The sequence below is a fragment of the Streptomyces sp. L-9-10 genome (assembly GCF_004151105.1).
GTDB lineage: Bacteria > Actinomycetota > Actinomycetes > Streptomycetales > Streptomycetaceae > Streptomyces.
Genome location: NZ_PHRF01000027.1, coordinates 55,751 through 73,041 on the forward strand (window position 1 = coordinate 55,751; position 17,291 = coordinate 73,041).

The 17,291-nt window shown below is 74.9% G+C and carries 1 protein-coding gene (cut by a window edge); it reads right to left on the minus strand.

Going from position 1 to position 17,291, the window contains the following annotated elements; translation table 11 throughout:
- A protein-coding gene (locus tag CU044_RS06610) for a type I polyketide synthase (RefSeq protein WP_129767500.1) crosses the window boundary here: on the minus strand, nucleotides 1–17,291 show its 3' portion. Its footprint extends 11,344 nt past the window's final position; the window shows 17,291 of its 28,635 coding nt (coding positions 11,345–28,635); its start codon lies off the right edge, out of view; it ends in the stop codon at nucleotides 1–3.

Sequence of the window (17,291 nt, forward strand, 5' to 3'; positions counted from 1 at the left end):
CTACGCGTCGGACTGGCCGTTGAGCGCGGCCCGCACCAGGTCTGCCACTGCCATCGCGTCGATGGACTCGTCGGTGTCGTCGGTCTCCTCGTCCCGCTCCGGGGCCGTATCGCCCCGGCCCGCCAGTTGGAGCAGCGGTTCCAGCACGCCGATGTCCCGCAACCGCGCGAGCGGTACGGACGCCAGCAGGGCCCGGATCTCCGCTTCCTCGCCGTCGGCCCCGGCCGCGTCCGCCTCGTCGGGGATCAGCTCGCGGAGCAGGTGGCCGGCGAGGGCCGTGGGTGTCGGGTGGTCGAAGACGAGCGTCGCGGAGAGGCTCAGGCCGGTGGCCGTGCTGAGCTGGTTGCGCAGCTCGACGGCTCCGAGCGAGTCCACTCCGAGGTCCCGGAAGGACCGTTCGGCGCCGACGGCGTCCGTGTCCGGGTAGCCGAGCACCTGCGCGGCCCGGGTACGGACGAGGTCCACGACCGTCTCCAGCCGCCGGTTCGCCGGGAGGCCCGCGAGCCGGTCCCGCAGACCGCCCTCGGCCGCGCCGTTTCCGGGCGCCGCCGCCGTGGCGGCCACCCTCTCGGCGTAGCCGGGGAGTTCGCGGAGCAGCGCGCTCGGCCTGGCCGCGCCGAAGGCTCCGACGAAGCGGTCCAGGGCGACGTCGGCGACGAGCGCGGTCGGCTCGGGCTCCATGACCAGCCGGAGCAGCGCCTCGCAGGCCAGCTCCGGGTCCATGGCGCCGATTCCGGCGCGCTTGGCGGCCTCGTCGGCGCCGGCGCCGCCGGCCATTCCGCCGCCGCCCCAGGCGCCCCAGGCGATGGAGGTCGCGGGCAGGTCCTGGGCCCCGCGCCGTTCGGCCAGGGCGTCCAGGACGGCGTTGGCGGCGGCGTAGTTGGCCTGGCCGAGGTTGCCCACGGCCGCGGAGGCGGAGGAGAAGAGCACGAACGCCGCGAGGTCCAGCTCACGGGTCAGTTCGTCGAGCAGGAGGGCCGAGGTGACCTTCGCGCGGAAGACCGCCTCGAACCGCTCGGGGGTGAGCCGGTCGAGCACTCCGTCGTCCAGGACACCGGCCGCGTGGACCACGCCGGTGAGCGGGTGCTCCGCCGGGATGCCGGCCAGTACGGCGGCCAGTTGGGCGCGGTCGGCGACATCGCAGGCCGCGATCGTGACGGCGGTGCCGAGGGCGTCGAGTTCGGCGCGCAGGGCGTCGGCGCCCGGTGCGTCGGGGCCGCTCCGGCTGAGCAGCACCAGGTGCTGGGCGCCGTCCCTGGCGAGCCGGCGGGCGACCTGGCCGCCGAGGGCGCCGGTGCCGCCGGTGATCAGGACGGTGCCGTCCGGGTCCCAGGCGCGGGCGGACCGCTTGCCGGGTGCCCGTACGAGGCGCCGGGCGAGGACCGCGGAGGTGCGTACCGCCACCTGGTCCTCGCCGTCGAGGCCCGCGAGCACTCCCGCGAAGCCCGCGGCGGCGCGCTCGTCCAGCGTCCCGGGGAGGTCGACGAGACCGCCCCAGCGCTCGGGGTACTCCAGCGCGGCGACCCGGCCGAGGCCCCATACGGCGGCCTGGAGCGGGCGGTGCGCGCCGTCCGCGCGGTTCACGGACACGGCGCCCCGGGTGGCGCACCACAGCGGCGCGTCGATCCCGGCGTCGCCGAGTGCCTGGAGCAGTACGGCGGTGAGGGCGGTTCCCCCGGGCACGCTGCGCGCGAGGGTCTCGCGCAGTGCGAGCAGCGAGACGACACCGGCGAAGCGCGTGCCGTCCTCGGCGTGCGCGCTCGCGGCGAGGTCGCGCAGTTCGCCGGCCAGCGCGGCCCGGTCGGGGCTGCCCGCGGCCAGCCGTACGACCTTGGTGCCGAGCGCGTCGAGCGCGTCGGACACCCAGGCGTCCCCGGTCAGTTCGGCGGGGACCACGGCGAGCCAGGTGCCGGTCAGCGGCTTGCGGTGGGCGAGGGACGCGCCGGCCAGTGCCTTCCAGACGATCCGGTGGCGCCAGCCTTCGACGACCGATTCGTCGTTGCGCTGCCTGCGCCAGTCCATCAGGGCGGGCAGCACCTTCGACAGGGCGTCGCCCTCGACGTCCAGGGCGGATTCCAGCGAGGCGAAGTCCTCCTGTTCCACGGCGTCCCAGAACGCGCGGTCCGTGGTCTCCGTCTCCCGCGCGGCGGCGTCGGCGGCGGAGGCGCCCGGCATGACGTCCGGCCAGAACCGGCCGTGCTGGAAGGCGTAGGTGGGGAGGTCGATCCACTGGGCTCCGGTGCCCGCGAAGAACGCGGACCAGCGGGGGCTCACCCCGTGGACATGCAGCCGGGCGAGCGCGGTGACGAGCGTGGTCTCCTCGCCCCGGCCCTTGCGCAGGACCGGTACGGCCACGGCGCCGTGTGGCGCCGTCTCCTGGGCGAGTGCGGAGAGGATCCCGTCCGGGCCCAGCTCCAGGAACGTGGTCACGCCGCGCTCCGCCATGGTCCGTACGCCGTCGGCGAAGCGGACGGCCTCGCGGACGTGGCGTACCCAGTACTCCGGCGAGCACAGCTCGTCGGCCGTGGCCTGGGCTCCGGTCAGGTTGGACACCACGGGGACACGGGGCGCCCGGAGCGACAGCCCGGCGACGACGGTGCGGAACTCGTCGAGCATCGGGTCCATCAGCGGCGAGTGGAAGGCGTGCGAGACGCGCAGCCTGTTCGTCTTGCGGCCCTGGGCCTCCAGGCGGGCCGCGACCTCCAGGACCGTGTCCTCGTCACCGGAGATCACCAGCGACGTGGGGCCGTTGACCGCCGCGACGGAGACCCGCTCCGACAGCAGCGGCAGGACCTCCTCCTCGGTGGCCTGGACGGCGGCCATGGCACCGCCGGCCGGCAGGGCCTGCATCAGCCGGGCCCGCGCGGCCACCAGCCGGGCCGCGTCCTCCAGCGAGAACACCCCCGCCACATGGGCCGCGGCGATCTCCCCGATCGAGTGGCCCGCCACGAAGTCCGGCGTCAGGTCCCAGGACTCCACCAGCCGGAAGAGCGCCACTTCGACGGCGAACAGCGCGGGCTGGGTGACGCCCGTCTCGTTCAGCGCCTCGGCGTCGTCGCCCCACATCACCGCACGCAGCGAACGTCCCGACTCGGCGTCCAGCGCGGTCAGTACGGTGTCGAGCGCCTCCGCGAACACCGGGAACGCCTCGTACAGTTCGCGGCCCATGCCGATCCGCTGCGACCCCTGGCCGGAGAAGAGGAACGCGCGCTTTCCGGTCCGCTCCACCTGGTGCTCGACCAGGTCCGAGGCGGTACCGCCCTCGGCCAGCGCGGCGAGTCCCGCGAGCAGACCGTCCCGGCCGGTGACCGTCAGGGCGGCCCGGTGGTCGAGGACCGCGCGGGTCGTCGCGAGCGAGTACGCCAGGTCGGTCAGCGGGTCGTCGGGCCGCGCCGTCACGTGGGCGAGCAGTCGGCGTGCCTGGGCCCGCAGCGCGTTCCCGGACTTGCCGGAGAGCAGGACCGGCAGCGTCTCCGCCTCGCGAACGGGCGCTCCGGGCGCGGTGGGTGCCGGGGCGGCCCCGGCGGGCGCCTGTTCCAGGATGACGTGGGCGTTGGTGCCGCTGGCACCGAACGAGGAGACTCCGGCGCGGCGCGGGCGGCCCGACTCGGGCCAGGCGACCGGTTCGGTGAGCAGCCGGGCGGCGCCCGCCGTCCAGTCCACGTGCGAGGTCGGGGTGCCGGCGTGGAGCGACTTCGGCAGGGTGCCGTGCCGCATCGCCATCACCATCTTGATCACGCCCGCGACACCGGAGGCGGCCTGGGTGTGGCCGATGTTGGACTTCAGCGAGCCGAGCAGTACCGGGCGCCCCGGGTCGCGGTCCTGGCCGTAGGTCGCCAGCAGCGCCTGTGCCTCGATCGGGTCGCCGAGCCTGGTGCCGGTGCCGTGGGCCTCGATGGCGTCCACCTCGGGGGCCGTGAGGCCGGAGTTGGCGAGCGCCTGCCGGATCACCCGCTGCTGGGCGGGTCCGCTGGGCGCGGTCAGTCCGTTGGAGGCGCCGTCCTGGTTGATGGCGGAGCCGCGCAGGACCGCCAGGACGTGGTGGCCGTTCCGCCGGGCGTCGGAGAGCCGCTCGACGACGAGCATGCCCACGCCCTCGGACCAGCCGGTGCCGTCCGCGTCCTCGGAGAACGCCTTGCAGCGGCCGTCCGGCGACAGCGCGCCCTGGGCGCTGAATTCGACGAAGCCCGCCGGGGTGGCCATCACGGTCACCCCGCCGGCCAGCGCGATGGAGCACTCGCCCGAGCGCAGCGCCTGGGCCGCCAGATGCAGGGCGACCAGCGACGAGGAGCAGGCGGTGTCGACGGAGACCGTCGGTCCCTGGAGGCCGAAGGAGTACGCGAGCCGGCCGGACAGGAGGCTCGCCGACTGGGCCGTCTCCCACTGGCCCGCCTCGGCCGGCGGCCGGTAGTCGCCGCTGCCGCCGCCGACGTAGACGCCGGTGGTGCTGCCCCGCAGGGTCGCCGCGTCGATGCCCGCCCGCTCCAGCGCCTCCCAGGCCGCTTCGAGCACGATGCGCTGCTGGGGGTCCATCACGATGGCCTCGCGCGGCGAGATGCCGAAGACTCCGGGGTCGAAGTCGGCGGCGTCGTAGAGGAAGCCGCCGTTTCCGGTGGTGCTGCGTCCGCGTCCGCCCTCGGGCGGGCCGCCGAGCAGGGTGTCGAGGTCCCAGCCGCGGTCGGTGGGGAACTCCCCCACGGCGTCGGTCTCGTCCATGACGAGCTGCCACAGGTCCTCGGGCGATCCGACACCGCCGGGGTAGCGGCAGGCCATGCCGACGATGACGACGGGGTCGTCGCCGCTCTGGGCCGAGGCCGCCACGGGGGCCGCGATGTCCGGCAGTTCGCCGAGCAGCAGGCCGCGCAGATGGCCCGCGAGTTCGGCCGGGGTCGGGTGGTCGAAGACCAGGGTGGCGGGCAGGGTGACGCCGGTGCTCGCCGTGAGCTGGTTGCGCAGGTCGACGGCGGTCAGCGAGTCGAACCCGAGGTCGCGGAAGGGCAGATCGGACTCGACGGCCGCGGTGTCCGGGTGTCCGAGGACCACGGCGACCTTGTCGGTGACCAGGGTGAGCAGGGCGTCGGCGCGCTCCGCCTCGGGCAGTTCCAGCAGCCGCTGACGGTAGGCGCCGGCCGCCGGCCGCTCGTCGCCGCGGTCGCGTTCGGCCGCGGCGACGGCCTCGCGTGCTTCGGGCAGGTCCGCCAGCAGGGCGCTGCGGCGCGTTTCGGTGAAGGCCGGTGCGAAGGTCTCCCAGCGCACGTCGGCCACGGTCACGGCGGCCTCGCCGTCCGCGACGGCCCTGCCGAGCGCGGCGAGCGCCGCGTCGGCGTCCAGGACCGGCAGTCCGTTCATCCGCAGGTGCGCGGCCATGGTGGTGTCGACCACGTCCGACCAGGCGCTCCAGGAGACGGAGAGCGCGGTGGCTCCTCGGGCGCGGCGCTGCCGGGCGAAGGCGTCGAGGTACGCGCCGAGGGCGGCCTCGTCCGCCCGGCCCCGGACGCCCCAGACCCCGGCGACCGTGCCGAAGAGGACAAACGCGTCGAGCGGCCGGTCGCCGAGGACGGTGTCGAGCCGGCCGACTGCGGCCGCCGCGGCGGCGAGGGCCGCGGTGCCGGTGGCGGTTGACTCCTCCGCGTGGATCACCGCGGTCAGCGGCGCGTCCTCGGGGAGCGCGGCGAGCAGTGCGCTCAGCCCATCGTGGCCGGAGAGGTCGGAGAGGTCGGAGAGGTCGCAGACGGCGAAGGTGACGGTGGCGCCGAGCCGCTTCAGTTCGGCTTCGAGCGCGTCGGCCCCGGCGAGGTCGGCGGCGTGACGGCCGGTCAGCAGGAGATGCCGGGCGCCCTCGCGGGCCAGCCGGCGGGCCGCCCTGCCGCCCATCGTTCCCGTACCGCCGGTGATGAGCACGGTGCCGGTGGGCCGCCAGGAGGCGCCGGACGGGTTGGCCGGGGTGGTGGTCGTACGGGCCAGCCTGCGTCCGAGTGCTCCGTCGGCGCGGACCGCGATCTGGTCCTCGCCGGCACGGCCCTGATCGTCCGTCAGGATCGCGGCGAAGGCGGCGGCCGTCCGGTCGTCGATCGTCCCGGGGAGGTCGATCAGGCCGCCCCAGCGGTCGGGGTGCTCCAGGGCGGTGACCCGGCCCCGGCCCCATACGGCGGCCTGTCCGGCGCTGAGCGGCGGTTCGGAGGGGGCCGCGGAGACGGCGCCGCGGGTGACGCACCACAGCGGCGCGTCGATCCCCGCCTCGCCCAGCGCGGTCAGCAGCGCGTCGGGCCAGGCCGCGTCCGCGGGCAGGTCCCCGGCGTCGGTGGCAGCCGTGGCGGCGAACAGTGAGACGACGCCGGTGTAGCGGGCTCCGTCCCGGTCCGCGCGCGCCGTGGCCAGCCGTTGCGCCAGTCCGCTGGGGTCGGCGGGGTCGGCCGCGACCGTGTCCAGCCGTGCCGTACCCGTACGCAGCGCCTCGACGGCGGCGGAGAGCCACGGCGAGTCGTCGCCGGCCGCCACGATCACCAGCCAGTCGCCGGACGGCGCGGCCGGGGCCGGTGCGGCGAGCGGTGTCCAGGTCTCGTGGTAGCGCCAGGTGGCACCGGCGGACTGCTCGCCCCGGCGGCGGCGCCAGGCCGAGAGCGCGGGCACCATCGTGGTGACGGTGTCGCCGTCCAGGTCAAGCGAGGCGGCCAGCGACTCCAGGTCCTCGCGCTCCACCGCCGACCAGAACTCGGCGTCCACCGGGTCGGGCGCGCCGGCGGCGGCGAGCGCGGCGGGCTCGGGCCAGTACCGCTCGCGCTGGAAGGCGTACGTCGGCAGCTCGACCCGGCGCGCGCCCAGGCCCTCGAAGAAGGCGGCCCAGCGCGGTCCCGTGCCGTGCGTGTGCAGCGCGGCCAGCGCGGCGACGACGGCCGCCTCCTCGCCCTGGTCCTTGCGCAGGAGCGGCACCACCGCGGGCGCGGGCTCGACACCGTCCAGGCTCTGCTGGGCCATGGCGGCGAGCACGCCGTCGGGGCCCAGTTCCACGAACGTCCCGGCCCCGGCGTCGCGCAGGGCGCGCACGCCGTCGGCGAACCGTACGGCTTCGCGTACGTGCCGTACCCAGTAGGCGGGCGAGCGCAGTTCGTCCGCCGTCGCCAGGGCGCCGGTCAGGTTGGAGACCACCGGGATACGGGGCTCCTCGTAGGTGAGTGCCCCGGTGACCCGGGCGAAGTCCGCGAGCATCGGGTCCATCAGCGGCGAGTGGAAGGCGTGCGAGACCCGCAGCCGCCTGGTGCGGCGGCCGTCGGAGGCGAACACCTCGGCGATCTCCAGCACGGCGTCCTCCGCACCGGCGATGACCAGTGCGCGCGGGCCGTTGACGGCCGCGATGGAGACGTCGCCGTCCAGCAGCGGGGCGACTTCGTCCTCGGTGGCCTGGAGAGCGACCATCGCGCCGCCCTGCGGGAGCGCCTGCATGAGTGTGGCGCGGGCCGCGACCAGCCGGCAGGCGTCCGCCAGGGAGAACACCCCGGCCACGTGCGCGGCGGCGATCTCACCGATGGAGTGCCCGGCCACGAAGTCCGGAGTGAGGCCCCAGGATTCGGCGAGCCGGAACAGCGCGACCTCGACCGCGAACAGCGCGGGCTGGGTCCATCCCGTCTCGTCGAGCAGCTCCGCCTCGAAGGTGCCCGGATCGGCGAACAGCACTTCCCTGAGCGGGAATTCGAGCTCCGTGTCCAGATGGGCGAGGACCGCGTCCAGGGCTTCGGCGAAGACCGGGAACCGCTCGTACAGCTCGCGGCCCATGGCGCCGCGCTGGCTGCCCTGGCCGGAGAAGAGGAACGCGGTCGAGCCGGGGGCGCGGCGCGCGACGCCGCGCGCGCTCTCCCGTACGCCGTCGGGGCCGGCCAGCAGCACCGCGCGGTGCGGGAAGAGCGTACGGTCCGTGGCGAGCGAGCGGCCGATGTCCAGCGCTGACAGGCCGCTGTGCGCCTCGGCGAAGGAGGTGACCCGGTCGATCTGGGTCATGAGCGCCTCGCGGGTCCTGCCGGAGACGATCCACGGCACGACGGCCGGGGTGGCGACGGGCTCGGCGGTCTCCGCCACCGGCGCCTCGGCGGCCGGTGCCTCGGCGGCCGGTGCCTCGGCGGCCGGTGCCTGCTCGACGATGACATGCGCGTTCGTACCGCTGACACCGAACGCGGAGACTCCGGCGCGGCGCGGGCGGCCGGTCTCCGGCCATGCCTCCGGCTCGGTGAGCAGTCGTACGTCGCCCGCCGTCCAGTCCACATGCGCGGAGGGGGCGCCGATGTGCAGCGACTTGGGCAGGGTGCCGTGCCGCATCGCCAGCAGCATCTTGATGACGCCCGCGACGCCGGCGGCGGCCTGGGTGTGGCCGATGTTGGACTTGACCGTGCCGAGGAGCAGCGGGCGCTCCCGGTCCCGGCCGTAGGTGGTGAGCAGGGCCTGGGCCTCGATCGGGTCGCCCAGGGTGGTGCCGGTGCCGTGGGCCTCGACGGCGTCGATGTCGGCGGCGGTCAGTCCTGCGTCGGCGAGGGCCTGCCGGATCACCCGCTGCTGCGAGGGGCCGTTGGGGGCGGTGAGTCCATTGGAGGCGCCGTCCTGGTTGACGGCGGTGGAGCGGATGATGCCGCGGACCTCGTGTCCGTTGCGTACGGCGTCGGAGAGCCGTTCCAGGACCAGGATGCCGACGCCCTCGGACCAGGCGGTGCCGTCGGCCGAGTCGGAGAACGCCTTGCAGCGGCCGTCGGGGGCCAGTCCGCCCTGGGTGGAGAACTCGACGAAGGAGTCGGGGCTGGACATCACGGAGACGCCGCCCGCGATCACCAGCGAGCACTCACCGGCGCTCAGTGCCTTGCCGGCCCAGTGCAGCGCGACCAGCGAGGAGGAGCAGGCGGTGTCGATGGTGACCGCCGGGCCCTCCAGGCCGAGGGCGTAGGAGAGCCGGCCGGACATGACACTGGCCGTGTTGCCGGTGGCCACGTACCCCTGGACGTCGGAGGCGGACCGGCGCAGCAGGTGGGGGTAGTCCTGGCCGTTGGTGCCGACGAAGACGCCGGTGGTGGAGCCGCGCAGAGTGGACGGGTCGATCCCGGCCCGCTCCAGCGCCTCCCAGGTGGCCTCCAGCAGCAGGCGCTGCTGCGGGTCCATCGCCAGCGCCTCACGTGGCGAGATACCGAAGAAGCGGGCGTCGAAGTCGGCGACCCCGGTGAGGAATCCGCCTTCGAGGGTGTCGGACGCGCCCGCGCCGAGGGCCTCGATGTCCCAGCCCCGGTCCTCCGGGAAGCGGGTGATGCCGTCCCTGCCCTCGTCGAGCAGCTGCCACAGCTCCTCGGGCGAGGAGACCCCGCCGGGGAAGCGGCAGCTGATGCCGACGACGGCGATCGGGTCGTCGTCGAGCGGGCGTCCCGCCGCCACCGGCGCGGCGGCGGCCGGCCCCGGCAGCGAGCCGAGGAGTTCGGCGAGCAGGAACTCGCCCATCTCGCGCGGGGTCGGCCGGTCGTAGACGAGGGAGACGGGGAGGCTGAGCCCGGTGGCGGCGGCGAGCCCGTTGCGCAGTTCGAGTGTGGTCAGTGAGTCGAAGCCGAGGTCGCGGAAGGCCCGGTCGTCCTCGATGGCACCGGCGTCGGAGTGACCGAGCACGGCGGCCACCTGACCGCGCAGCAGGTCCCTTACGTATCCGCCGCGCTCCGCCTCGGGGAGTTCCGCGAGCCGCTGCCGCAGCTCCGGCTCCCCGCCGGTGGCTCCGGACGGGGCGGTGGCGGACCGCCGTACCTCGGGCAGGTCGCCGACGAGCGGCAGGGGGCGGGTCGCCGCGAAGGCGCGGAGGAAGCGGGTCCAGTCGATGTGGACGAGCGCGAGGGCGGTGTCGTCCTGCTCGATGGCCCGGAAGAGGGCGCGGACGGCGGGTTCCGGGGCGAGCGGCTCGAATCCGCCGCGCCGTACGCGGGTCTCGATCTCGGCGGCGTCGGCGACCATGCCGGATCCGGCCCAGGGGCCCCAGGCGACCGAGAGCGCGGTCTGTCCGTGCGCGCGCCGGTATTCGGCGAGGGCGTCCAGATAGGCGTTGGCCGCGGCGTAGTTGCCCTGTCCCGCGGCGCCGAAGACGCCTGCCGTGGACGAGAAGAGGACGAACGCGGACAGCGGCAGCCCGGCGGTCAGTTCGTGCAGATGGCGCGCGGAGGCGACCTTCGCGTCCAGGACGGTCCTGAAGCTGTCCTGGGTCAGCGCGTCCACCACGCTGTCCTCCACGACACCGGCCGTGTGGATGACCGCGCCGAGCGGGGCGTCCTCGGGAACGGTCCCGAGCAGGGCGGCCAGCGCCTCGCGGTCGGCGACGTCGCAGGCCGCGAGGGTGACCCGGGCGCCGAGTGCGGTCAGTTCGGTGCGCAGCGCGTCCGCGCCGGGGGCGTCCTCGCCGCGCCGGCTGACGAGCAGCAGGTGTTCGGCGCCGGCGCGGGCGAGACCGCGGGCGACATGTCGGCCGAGGCCGCCGGTGCCGCCGGTGATCAGGACGGTTCCTGACGGGTCGAAGGGGCGCCCGTCGCTCCGCGCGGCGGGGCTGTGGGCGAGCCGGCGTACGAAGACGCCGGAGGCGCGTACGGCCGACTCGCTCTCGCCGCCGGTCCCGGCCAGGACGCCGCGCAGCCTGCGCGCGGTGTGGGCGTCGAGCCGTTCGGGCAGGTCGACGCAGCCGCCCCAGCGGTCGGGCTGTTCGAGCGCGATGACACGGCCGAGGCCCCAGACGGCGGCCTGGTCGAGTCCGACCACCGGCTCGGAGCGGCCCACGGAGACCGCGCCGCGCGTGACGGCCCACAGCGGCGCGCCGATGCCCGCGTCGCCGAGCGCCTGTACGGCGACGGTGGTCAGGAGGAGGGAGTCCGGTACGCCGGTGCGGGCGACGCTCTCGCAGCCGGCGAGGCCGAGCAGCGACAGGACTCCGGCGAACTCCCCGTGTTCGGCGTGGAGTCCGGCCAGCCGCGCGGCGAGCGCGGTCCGGTCGGCGCCGGTGACCTCGCACAGGACGGTCGGGGTGCCGAGGGCGCGGACGACCTCGGCTGACCACTCGGCGTCGTCCGTACGGGACGGCGCGAGGACGAGCCAGCGGCCGGTGAGCGCGGTCGGCGCGGTGGATCCGCTCCGCGGTTTCCAGGTGACCCGGTAGCGCCAGGCGTCCACCTCCGACTGCTCGTCGCGGCGGCGGCGCCAGGCGGTGAGCGCCGGGACCATCGCGGTGACGGTCGCGTCGTCGAGGCCGAGCGAGGCGGCGAGCGAGCCGATGTCGTCGCGCTCCACGGCCGACCAGAACTCGGCGTCCGCCGCGCTGCCCGCGCTCTCCTCCGGGGATGCGGCGGCGAGCGTGTCGGGCCAGTACCGCTCGCGCTGGAAGGCGTAGGTCGGCAGCTCGATCCGGCGGGCGCCGGTGTCCGCGAAGTACGCGGCCCAGTCGATGTCCACGCCGTGGGCGTGCGCCCCGGCCAGTGCGGTGACGACCGTCTGTTCCTCGGGCCGGCCGGCCCTCAGCAGCGGGAGCAGTCCGGTGCGCGGCGCGTCGGTGAGGTTCTCCCTGGCCATGCCGCAGAGCACGCCGTCGGGGCCGGTCTCCAGGAAGGTGCGGACCCCGCCCTGTGCCGAGAGCCAGTTGATCCCGTCGGCGAAGCGGACGGCCTGCCGCACGTGCGTGACCCAGTACTCCGGGGTGCTCATCTGGTCGTCGGTGGCGAGCGAACCGGTGACGTTCGAGACGAGGGGGATCAGCGGCGGGTGGTACGTGATGCCCCGTGCGACCCGCGCGAAGTCGTCGAGCATGGCGTCCATGAGCGGCGAGTGGAAGGCATGGCTCACCCGCAGCCGCCTGGTCTTGCGCCCGTCGGCGCCGAGCGCCGCGGCGATGTCGAGGACGGCGTCCTCGGCGCCCGCGATGACGAGCGACGCCGGGCCGTTGACGGCGGCGATCGACACCTGTTCCTCGCGTCCGGCGAGCAGCGGAAGGACCTCGTCCTCGGCGGCCCGGACGGAGATCATCGCGCCGCCCTCGGGCAGCGCCTGCATCAGCCGGCCGCGCGCCACCACCAGGGCGCACGCGTCCTCCAGGGAGAACACCCCGGCGACGTGCGCCGCGGCGAGTTCGCCGATGGAGTGCCCGGCGAGATAGTCCGGCGTGACGCCCCAGGAGGTGGCCAGCCGGAACAGCGCGACCTCGACGGCGAAGAGCGCGGGCTGCGCGTACGCGGTCCGGTCGAGCAGGGCCGCCTCCGGCGAGCCCTCGGCGGAGAAGAGGATCTCGCGCAGCGGCCGGTCCAGCGCGCCGTCGACCCGTGCCAGTACGGCGTCGAGGGCGTCGGCGAAGACGGGGAACCGCTCGTACAGCTCCCGGCCCATGCCGGGGCGCTGGCTGCCCTGGCCGGTGAAGAGGAACGCCGTACGGCCGCGGCCCGTACCGCCCTCGATGACGCCGGGGCCCGGCAGTCCTTCGCGCAGGGCCAGCAGGCCCCGCAGCAGTTCGTCGCGCTCGCCCGCCACGACGGCGGCGCGGCGCTCCAGACCGGCCCGGGAAGTGGCCAGGGAGAACGCGAGGTCGGTGAGGCGCGCGTCGGGGCGCTCCTCCACCAGCGAGAGCAGCCGTCCCGCCTGGGCGCGCAGCGCGGCCTCGCTCCTGGCGGAGACCACCAGCGGCAGGACGCCGGGGCGGGGCTCGCTGTCGGGGGCCGGGGCCCCGGCGGGCTCCTCGTCGGGGGCCTGTTCGAGGATGGTGTGCACGTTGGTGCCGCTGAGTCCGAAGGAGGAGACGGCGCCGCGGCGCGGGCGGCCGGTCTCGGGCCAGTCGGCCCGCTCGGTCAGCAGGCCGATGGCGCCGGAGGACCAGTCGACATGCGAGGACGGGGTGTCGATGTGCAGGGTCTTCGGGACGATGCCCTGCTGGAGCGCGTGCACCATCTTGATGACGCTGGCGACGCCGGAGGCCATCTGCGTGTGGCCGATGTTGCTCTTCACCGAGCCGAGGAGCAGGGGCCGTTCGGCGTCCCGGTCCTGTCCGTAGGTGGTGAGCAGGGCCTGCGCCTCGATGGGGTCGCCCAGCGCGGTGCCGGTGCCGTGGCCCTCGATGACGTCGACCTCGCGGGATTCGACTCCGGCGTTGGCCAGGGCCTGGCGGATGACCCGCTGCTGCGAGGGGCCGTTGGGGGCGGTGAGCCCGTTGGACGCGCCGTCCTGGTTGACGGCGGAGCCGCGGACGACCGCGAGTACGGTGTGGCCGTTGCGCCGGGCGTCGGAGAGACGCTCCAGCAGGACCAGCCCGACGCCCTCGGCGAGCGTCATCCCGTCGGCGGCCTCGGCGTACGCCTTGCAGCGGCCGTCGACCGCGAGCGCCCGCTGCCGGCTGAAACCGACGAAGGCGCTGGGGGTGGACATGATGCTGACGCCGCCGGCGAGCGCGAGGGAGCTCTCGCCGTTGCGCAGCGACTGGCAGGCCAGATGCAGCGCGACCAGCGAGGAGGAGCAGGCGGTGTCGAGGGTGACGGCGGGGCCCTCGAAGCCGAAGAGGTAGGAGACCCGGCCCGACAGCACGCTGGAGAGCGTGCCGGTGATCATGTGGCCTTCGGAGCCCTCGGCGGAGTTGGCCACGCTGGTCGCGTAGTCCTGGTAACTGGCGCCGATGAAGGTGCCGGTGAGGCTGGAGCGCTGGGCGACGATGTCGATCCCGGCGTGCTCGAAGGCTTCCCAGGCCGTCTCCAGCAGCAGGCGCTGCTGCGGGTCCATCGACATGGCCTCACGCGGCGAGATACCGAAGAAGCCGGGGTCGAACTCGGCGACGTCCCGCAGGAATCCGCCCTGGACGGAGTAGGTCCTGCCGGAGCGGTCCGGGTCCGGGTCGTAGAGCCCCTCGGCGTCCCAGCCGCGGTCGGCGGGGAAGCCGGAGATGGCGTCCGTACCGTTCAGGACGAGCTTCCACAGCTCCTCGGGCGAGGTGACCCCGCCGGGGTAGCGGCAGCTCATGCCGACGATGGCGATCGGGTCGTCGTCGGCGGCGGAGAGGGACGCGGTGACGGCGGCCGGGTCCGGGGCGCTGTGCGCGCCGGCCAGCTCGGAGCGGAGGAAGCCGGCGAGCGCTGCGGGGCTCGGGTAGTCGAAGACCATGGTCGTCGGCAGCGTCAGGCCGGTGACGGACGAGAGACGGTTGCGCAGTCCGACGGCGGTGAGCGAGTCGAAGCCGACGTCACGGAAGGCACGCTGGTCGGGCAGGGCGTCGGGGGACGAGAGGCCCAGGACGGCCATGGCTTCGGTACGGACGGTCTCCAGCACAAGCCGTTCCTGCTCGGCGGCGGACAGCGCGCGCAGCCGGGCCGTGAACTCGCCTTCCACGACGGTGCCGGTGGTCTCTTCCGCGGCCTCGGTGAGCGCGCGGACCTCGGGGACCTCGCTGAAGAGTGCCGTGGGGCGGCTGGAGGTGTAGACGGGGTAGTACGTGTCCCAGTCGACGTCGGCGACGGCGATGACGGTCTCGTCGTCGTCCAGGGCCCGCTTCAGTCCGCTCAGCGCGAGCCCCGGGTCCATGAACTCCAGACCGCTGCGGCGGATCATCTTCGGGTCGACACGGCCGGCCTTGATGTCGTCGGCCCAGATGCCCCAGGACAGGGAGGTGGCGCGCAGACCGCGGGCGCGCCGGTGGGCGGCGAGCGCGGCGAGATAGGCGTTGCCCGCCACATAGGCGGCGTGCGCTCCGCTGCCCCACATGCCGGCGGTGGACGAGTACAGGATCAGGTCGTCCAGGTCGTCGTTGTCGAGGAGTTCGTCCAGGACCCGCGCCCCGGTCACCTTCGCGTGCAGGACGCGGGAGAAGGCGTCCATGGTGGTCTCGGCCAGGGAGTACAGCTCGATGAGCGCGGCGGTGTGGACGACCGTGCGTACGGTACGGCCCCGCGCCTTGAGGTCCGCGAGGAGCGCGGCGACGGCGTCGCGGTCGGTCACGTCACAGGCGACGGCGGCGGCTTCGGTACCCGACGCGGCCAGTTCCGCGACCAGTTCGGCGGCGCCCGGGGCGTCCATGCCCCGGCGGCTCATCAGCACCACGTGCTCGGCGCCCTGTGCGGCCAGCCAGCGGGCGAGATGCGGCGCGAGGGTGCCCGAGCCGCCGGTGATGAGCGTGGTGCCGCGCGGTGTCCAGTCGCGGGGGCTCCCCTGCTCCCCTGCTCCGGCGCGGACGATACGGCGGGTGAAGACGCCGGAGGAGCGGATGGCGAGCTGGTCCTCCTCGCCGAGCGCGCCGGAGAGCGCGGAGGCGAGCCGTTCGGCCGCCCGCCGGTCGAGCGCCCGCGGCAGGTCGATGACGCCGCCCCAGCGCTGCGGGTGCTCCAGCGCGGCGGTCCAGCCGACGCCGGACACCAGCGCCTGGACGGGCGAGGTGACCTCGTCGGAGCGGCCGGTGGAGACCGCGCCCCGGGTGAGGAACCACAACGGCGCCTCGATTCCGGCGTCGCCCAGGGCCTGGACGAGCGAGACGGTCAGCGCGAGGCCGAGCGTCAGCCCGGGGTCGAGGTCGCCGGGCTCCTCCGCGGCGGCGAGCGTCGAGACGACCCCGGCGAACTGGCCGGCCCCGGTGAACTGGCCGATGGCGGCCAGCCGTTCGGCGAGGACGGCGCGGTCGGCGCAGGACTCGTCGAGCGCCAGCCGGATCACCTCGGTGCCCTGGCCGGCGAGCGCGTCGGCCACCTCACCGGTGTCGTGCCCGTCGGCGGAGACGACGAGCCAGCTGCCGGCCGGCGACCGCCGCGGGACGGTGCCGACCGGTGTCCAGGACACCCGGTAGCGCCAGGAGCCGACGGTGTCGCGGTCCTTGCGGGACCTGCGCCACGACGACAGCGCGGGCAGTACGGCGGCCACGGAGTCCTCGTCCGTGCCCAGGGTGGAGGTCAGCGCGGAGAGGTCCTCCCGCTCCACCGCCGTCCAGAACTCCTCGTCGACGGGGTCGGCGGTGACCGCGTGCGCGGGGGCGGGCGGTACGGCCCAGAGCCGCTCGTGCTGGAAGGCATAGGTCGGCAGCTCGACCCGGCGGGCGTCCGTGCCGGCGAAGAGTCCGGCCCAGTCGGCCCCGACGCCGCGTACGTACGCCTCGGCGACCGAGAGCAGGAAGCGGGAGACGCCTCCCTGGTCACGGCGCAGTGTGCCGGTGGCGACGGCGGGTTCGGCCGTCTCGTCGATCATGTCCTGCACCGACATGGTCAGTACGGGATGCGAGCTGACCTCGATGAAGGCGTGGTGCCCGGTGCCCAGCAGGGCGCGTACGGCGTCGGCGAAGAGGACCGGTCGGCGCAGATTGCGGAACCAGTAGTCCGCGGCCATCTCCCCGGTGTCCAGCCAGTCGCCGGTCATCGTCGAGAAGAACGGGATGTCGGAGGTGCGCGGGGCGACCGGCGCGAGCACGTCGAGGAGTTCGTCGCGCAGATCCTCGACCTGCGCGGAGTGGGAGGCGTAGTCCACCGCGACCCGGCGGACCCGTACGTCCTCGGCCGTCAGCTCCGCCGACAGCTCGTCCAGCGCGTCCGGTTCGCCGGAGACGACGACCGAGCGCGGCCCGTTGACGGCGGCCACGGACACCCGGCCGGGCCAGGCCTCGAGACGGCTCTCCAGCTCGTCCACCGGCAGTGCCACGGACATCATTCCGCCGTGGCCTGCCAGCGTGCGGCCGATCGCCTGGCTGCGCAGCGCCACGACCCGGGCGCCGTCCCGCAGGGACAGCGCGCCGGACACGACGGCCGCCGCGATCTCGCCCTGCGAGTGGCCCACGACCGCCGCGGGCTCCACACCCCGCGAGCGCCAGAGGGCCGCGAGCGACACCATGACCGCGAACGAGGCGGGCTGGACGACATCGACGCGTTCCAGCGTGGGCGCGCCCTCCGCCTCCCGCAGCACATCGATGAGGGACCAGTCCACGAACTCGCCGAGGGCGGCGGCGCATTCACCGATCCGCTCGGCGAAGACCGGCGACTCCTCCAGCAGCCGGGCGCCCATTCCGGCCCACTGCGAGCCCTGTCCCGGGAAGACGAACACCGTCCTGCCCTCGACATCGGCCACGCCCCGGGCCACCACGGACGACGGCCCGTCGGTCCCGACGGCGCGCAGGGCCTCCAGCGGGTCGCTGTCCTCGGTGGGCACCACCACGGCGCGGTGTTCGAAGACCGAGCGGGACGCGACGAGCGAGAAGCCCAGGTCGAGCGGGCGGGGCGCGGGGTCCGCGTTCTCGACGTACGAGACCAGCCGGCCGGCCTGCTCGCGCAGCGCGGCTCCGGTCCTCGCCGAGACGGCCCACG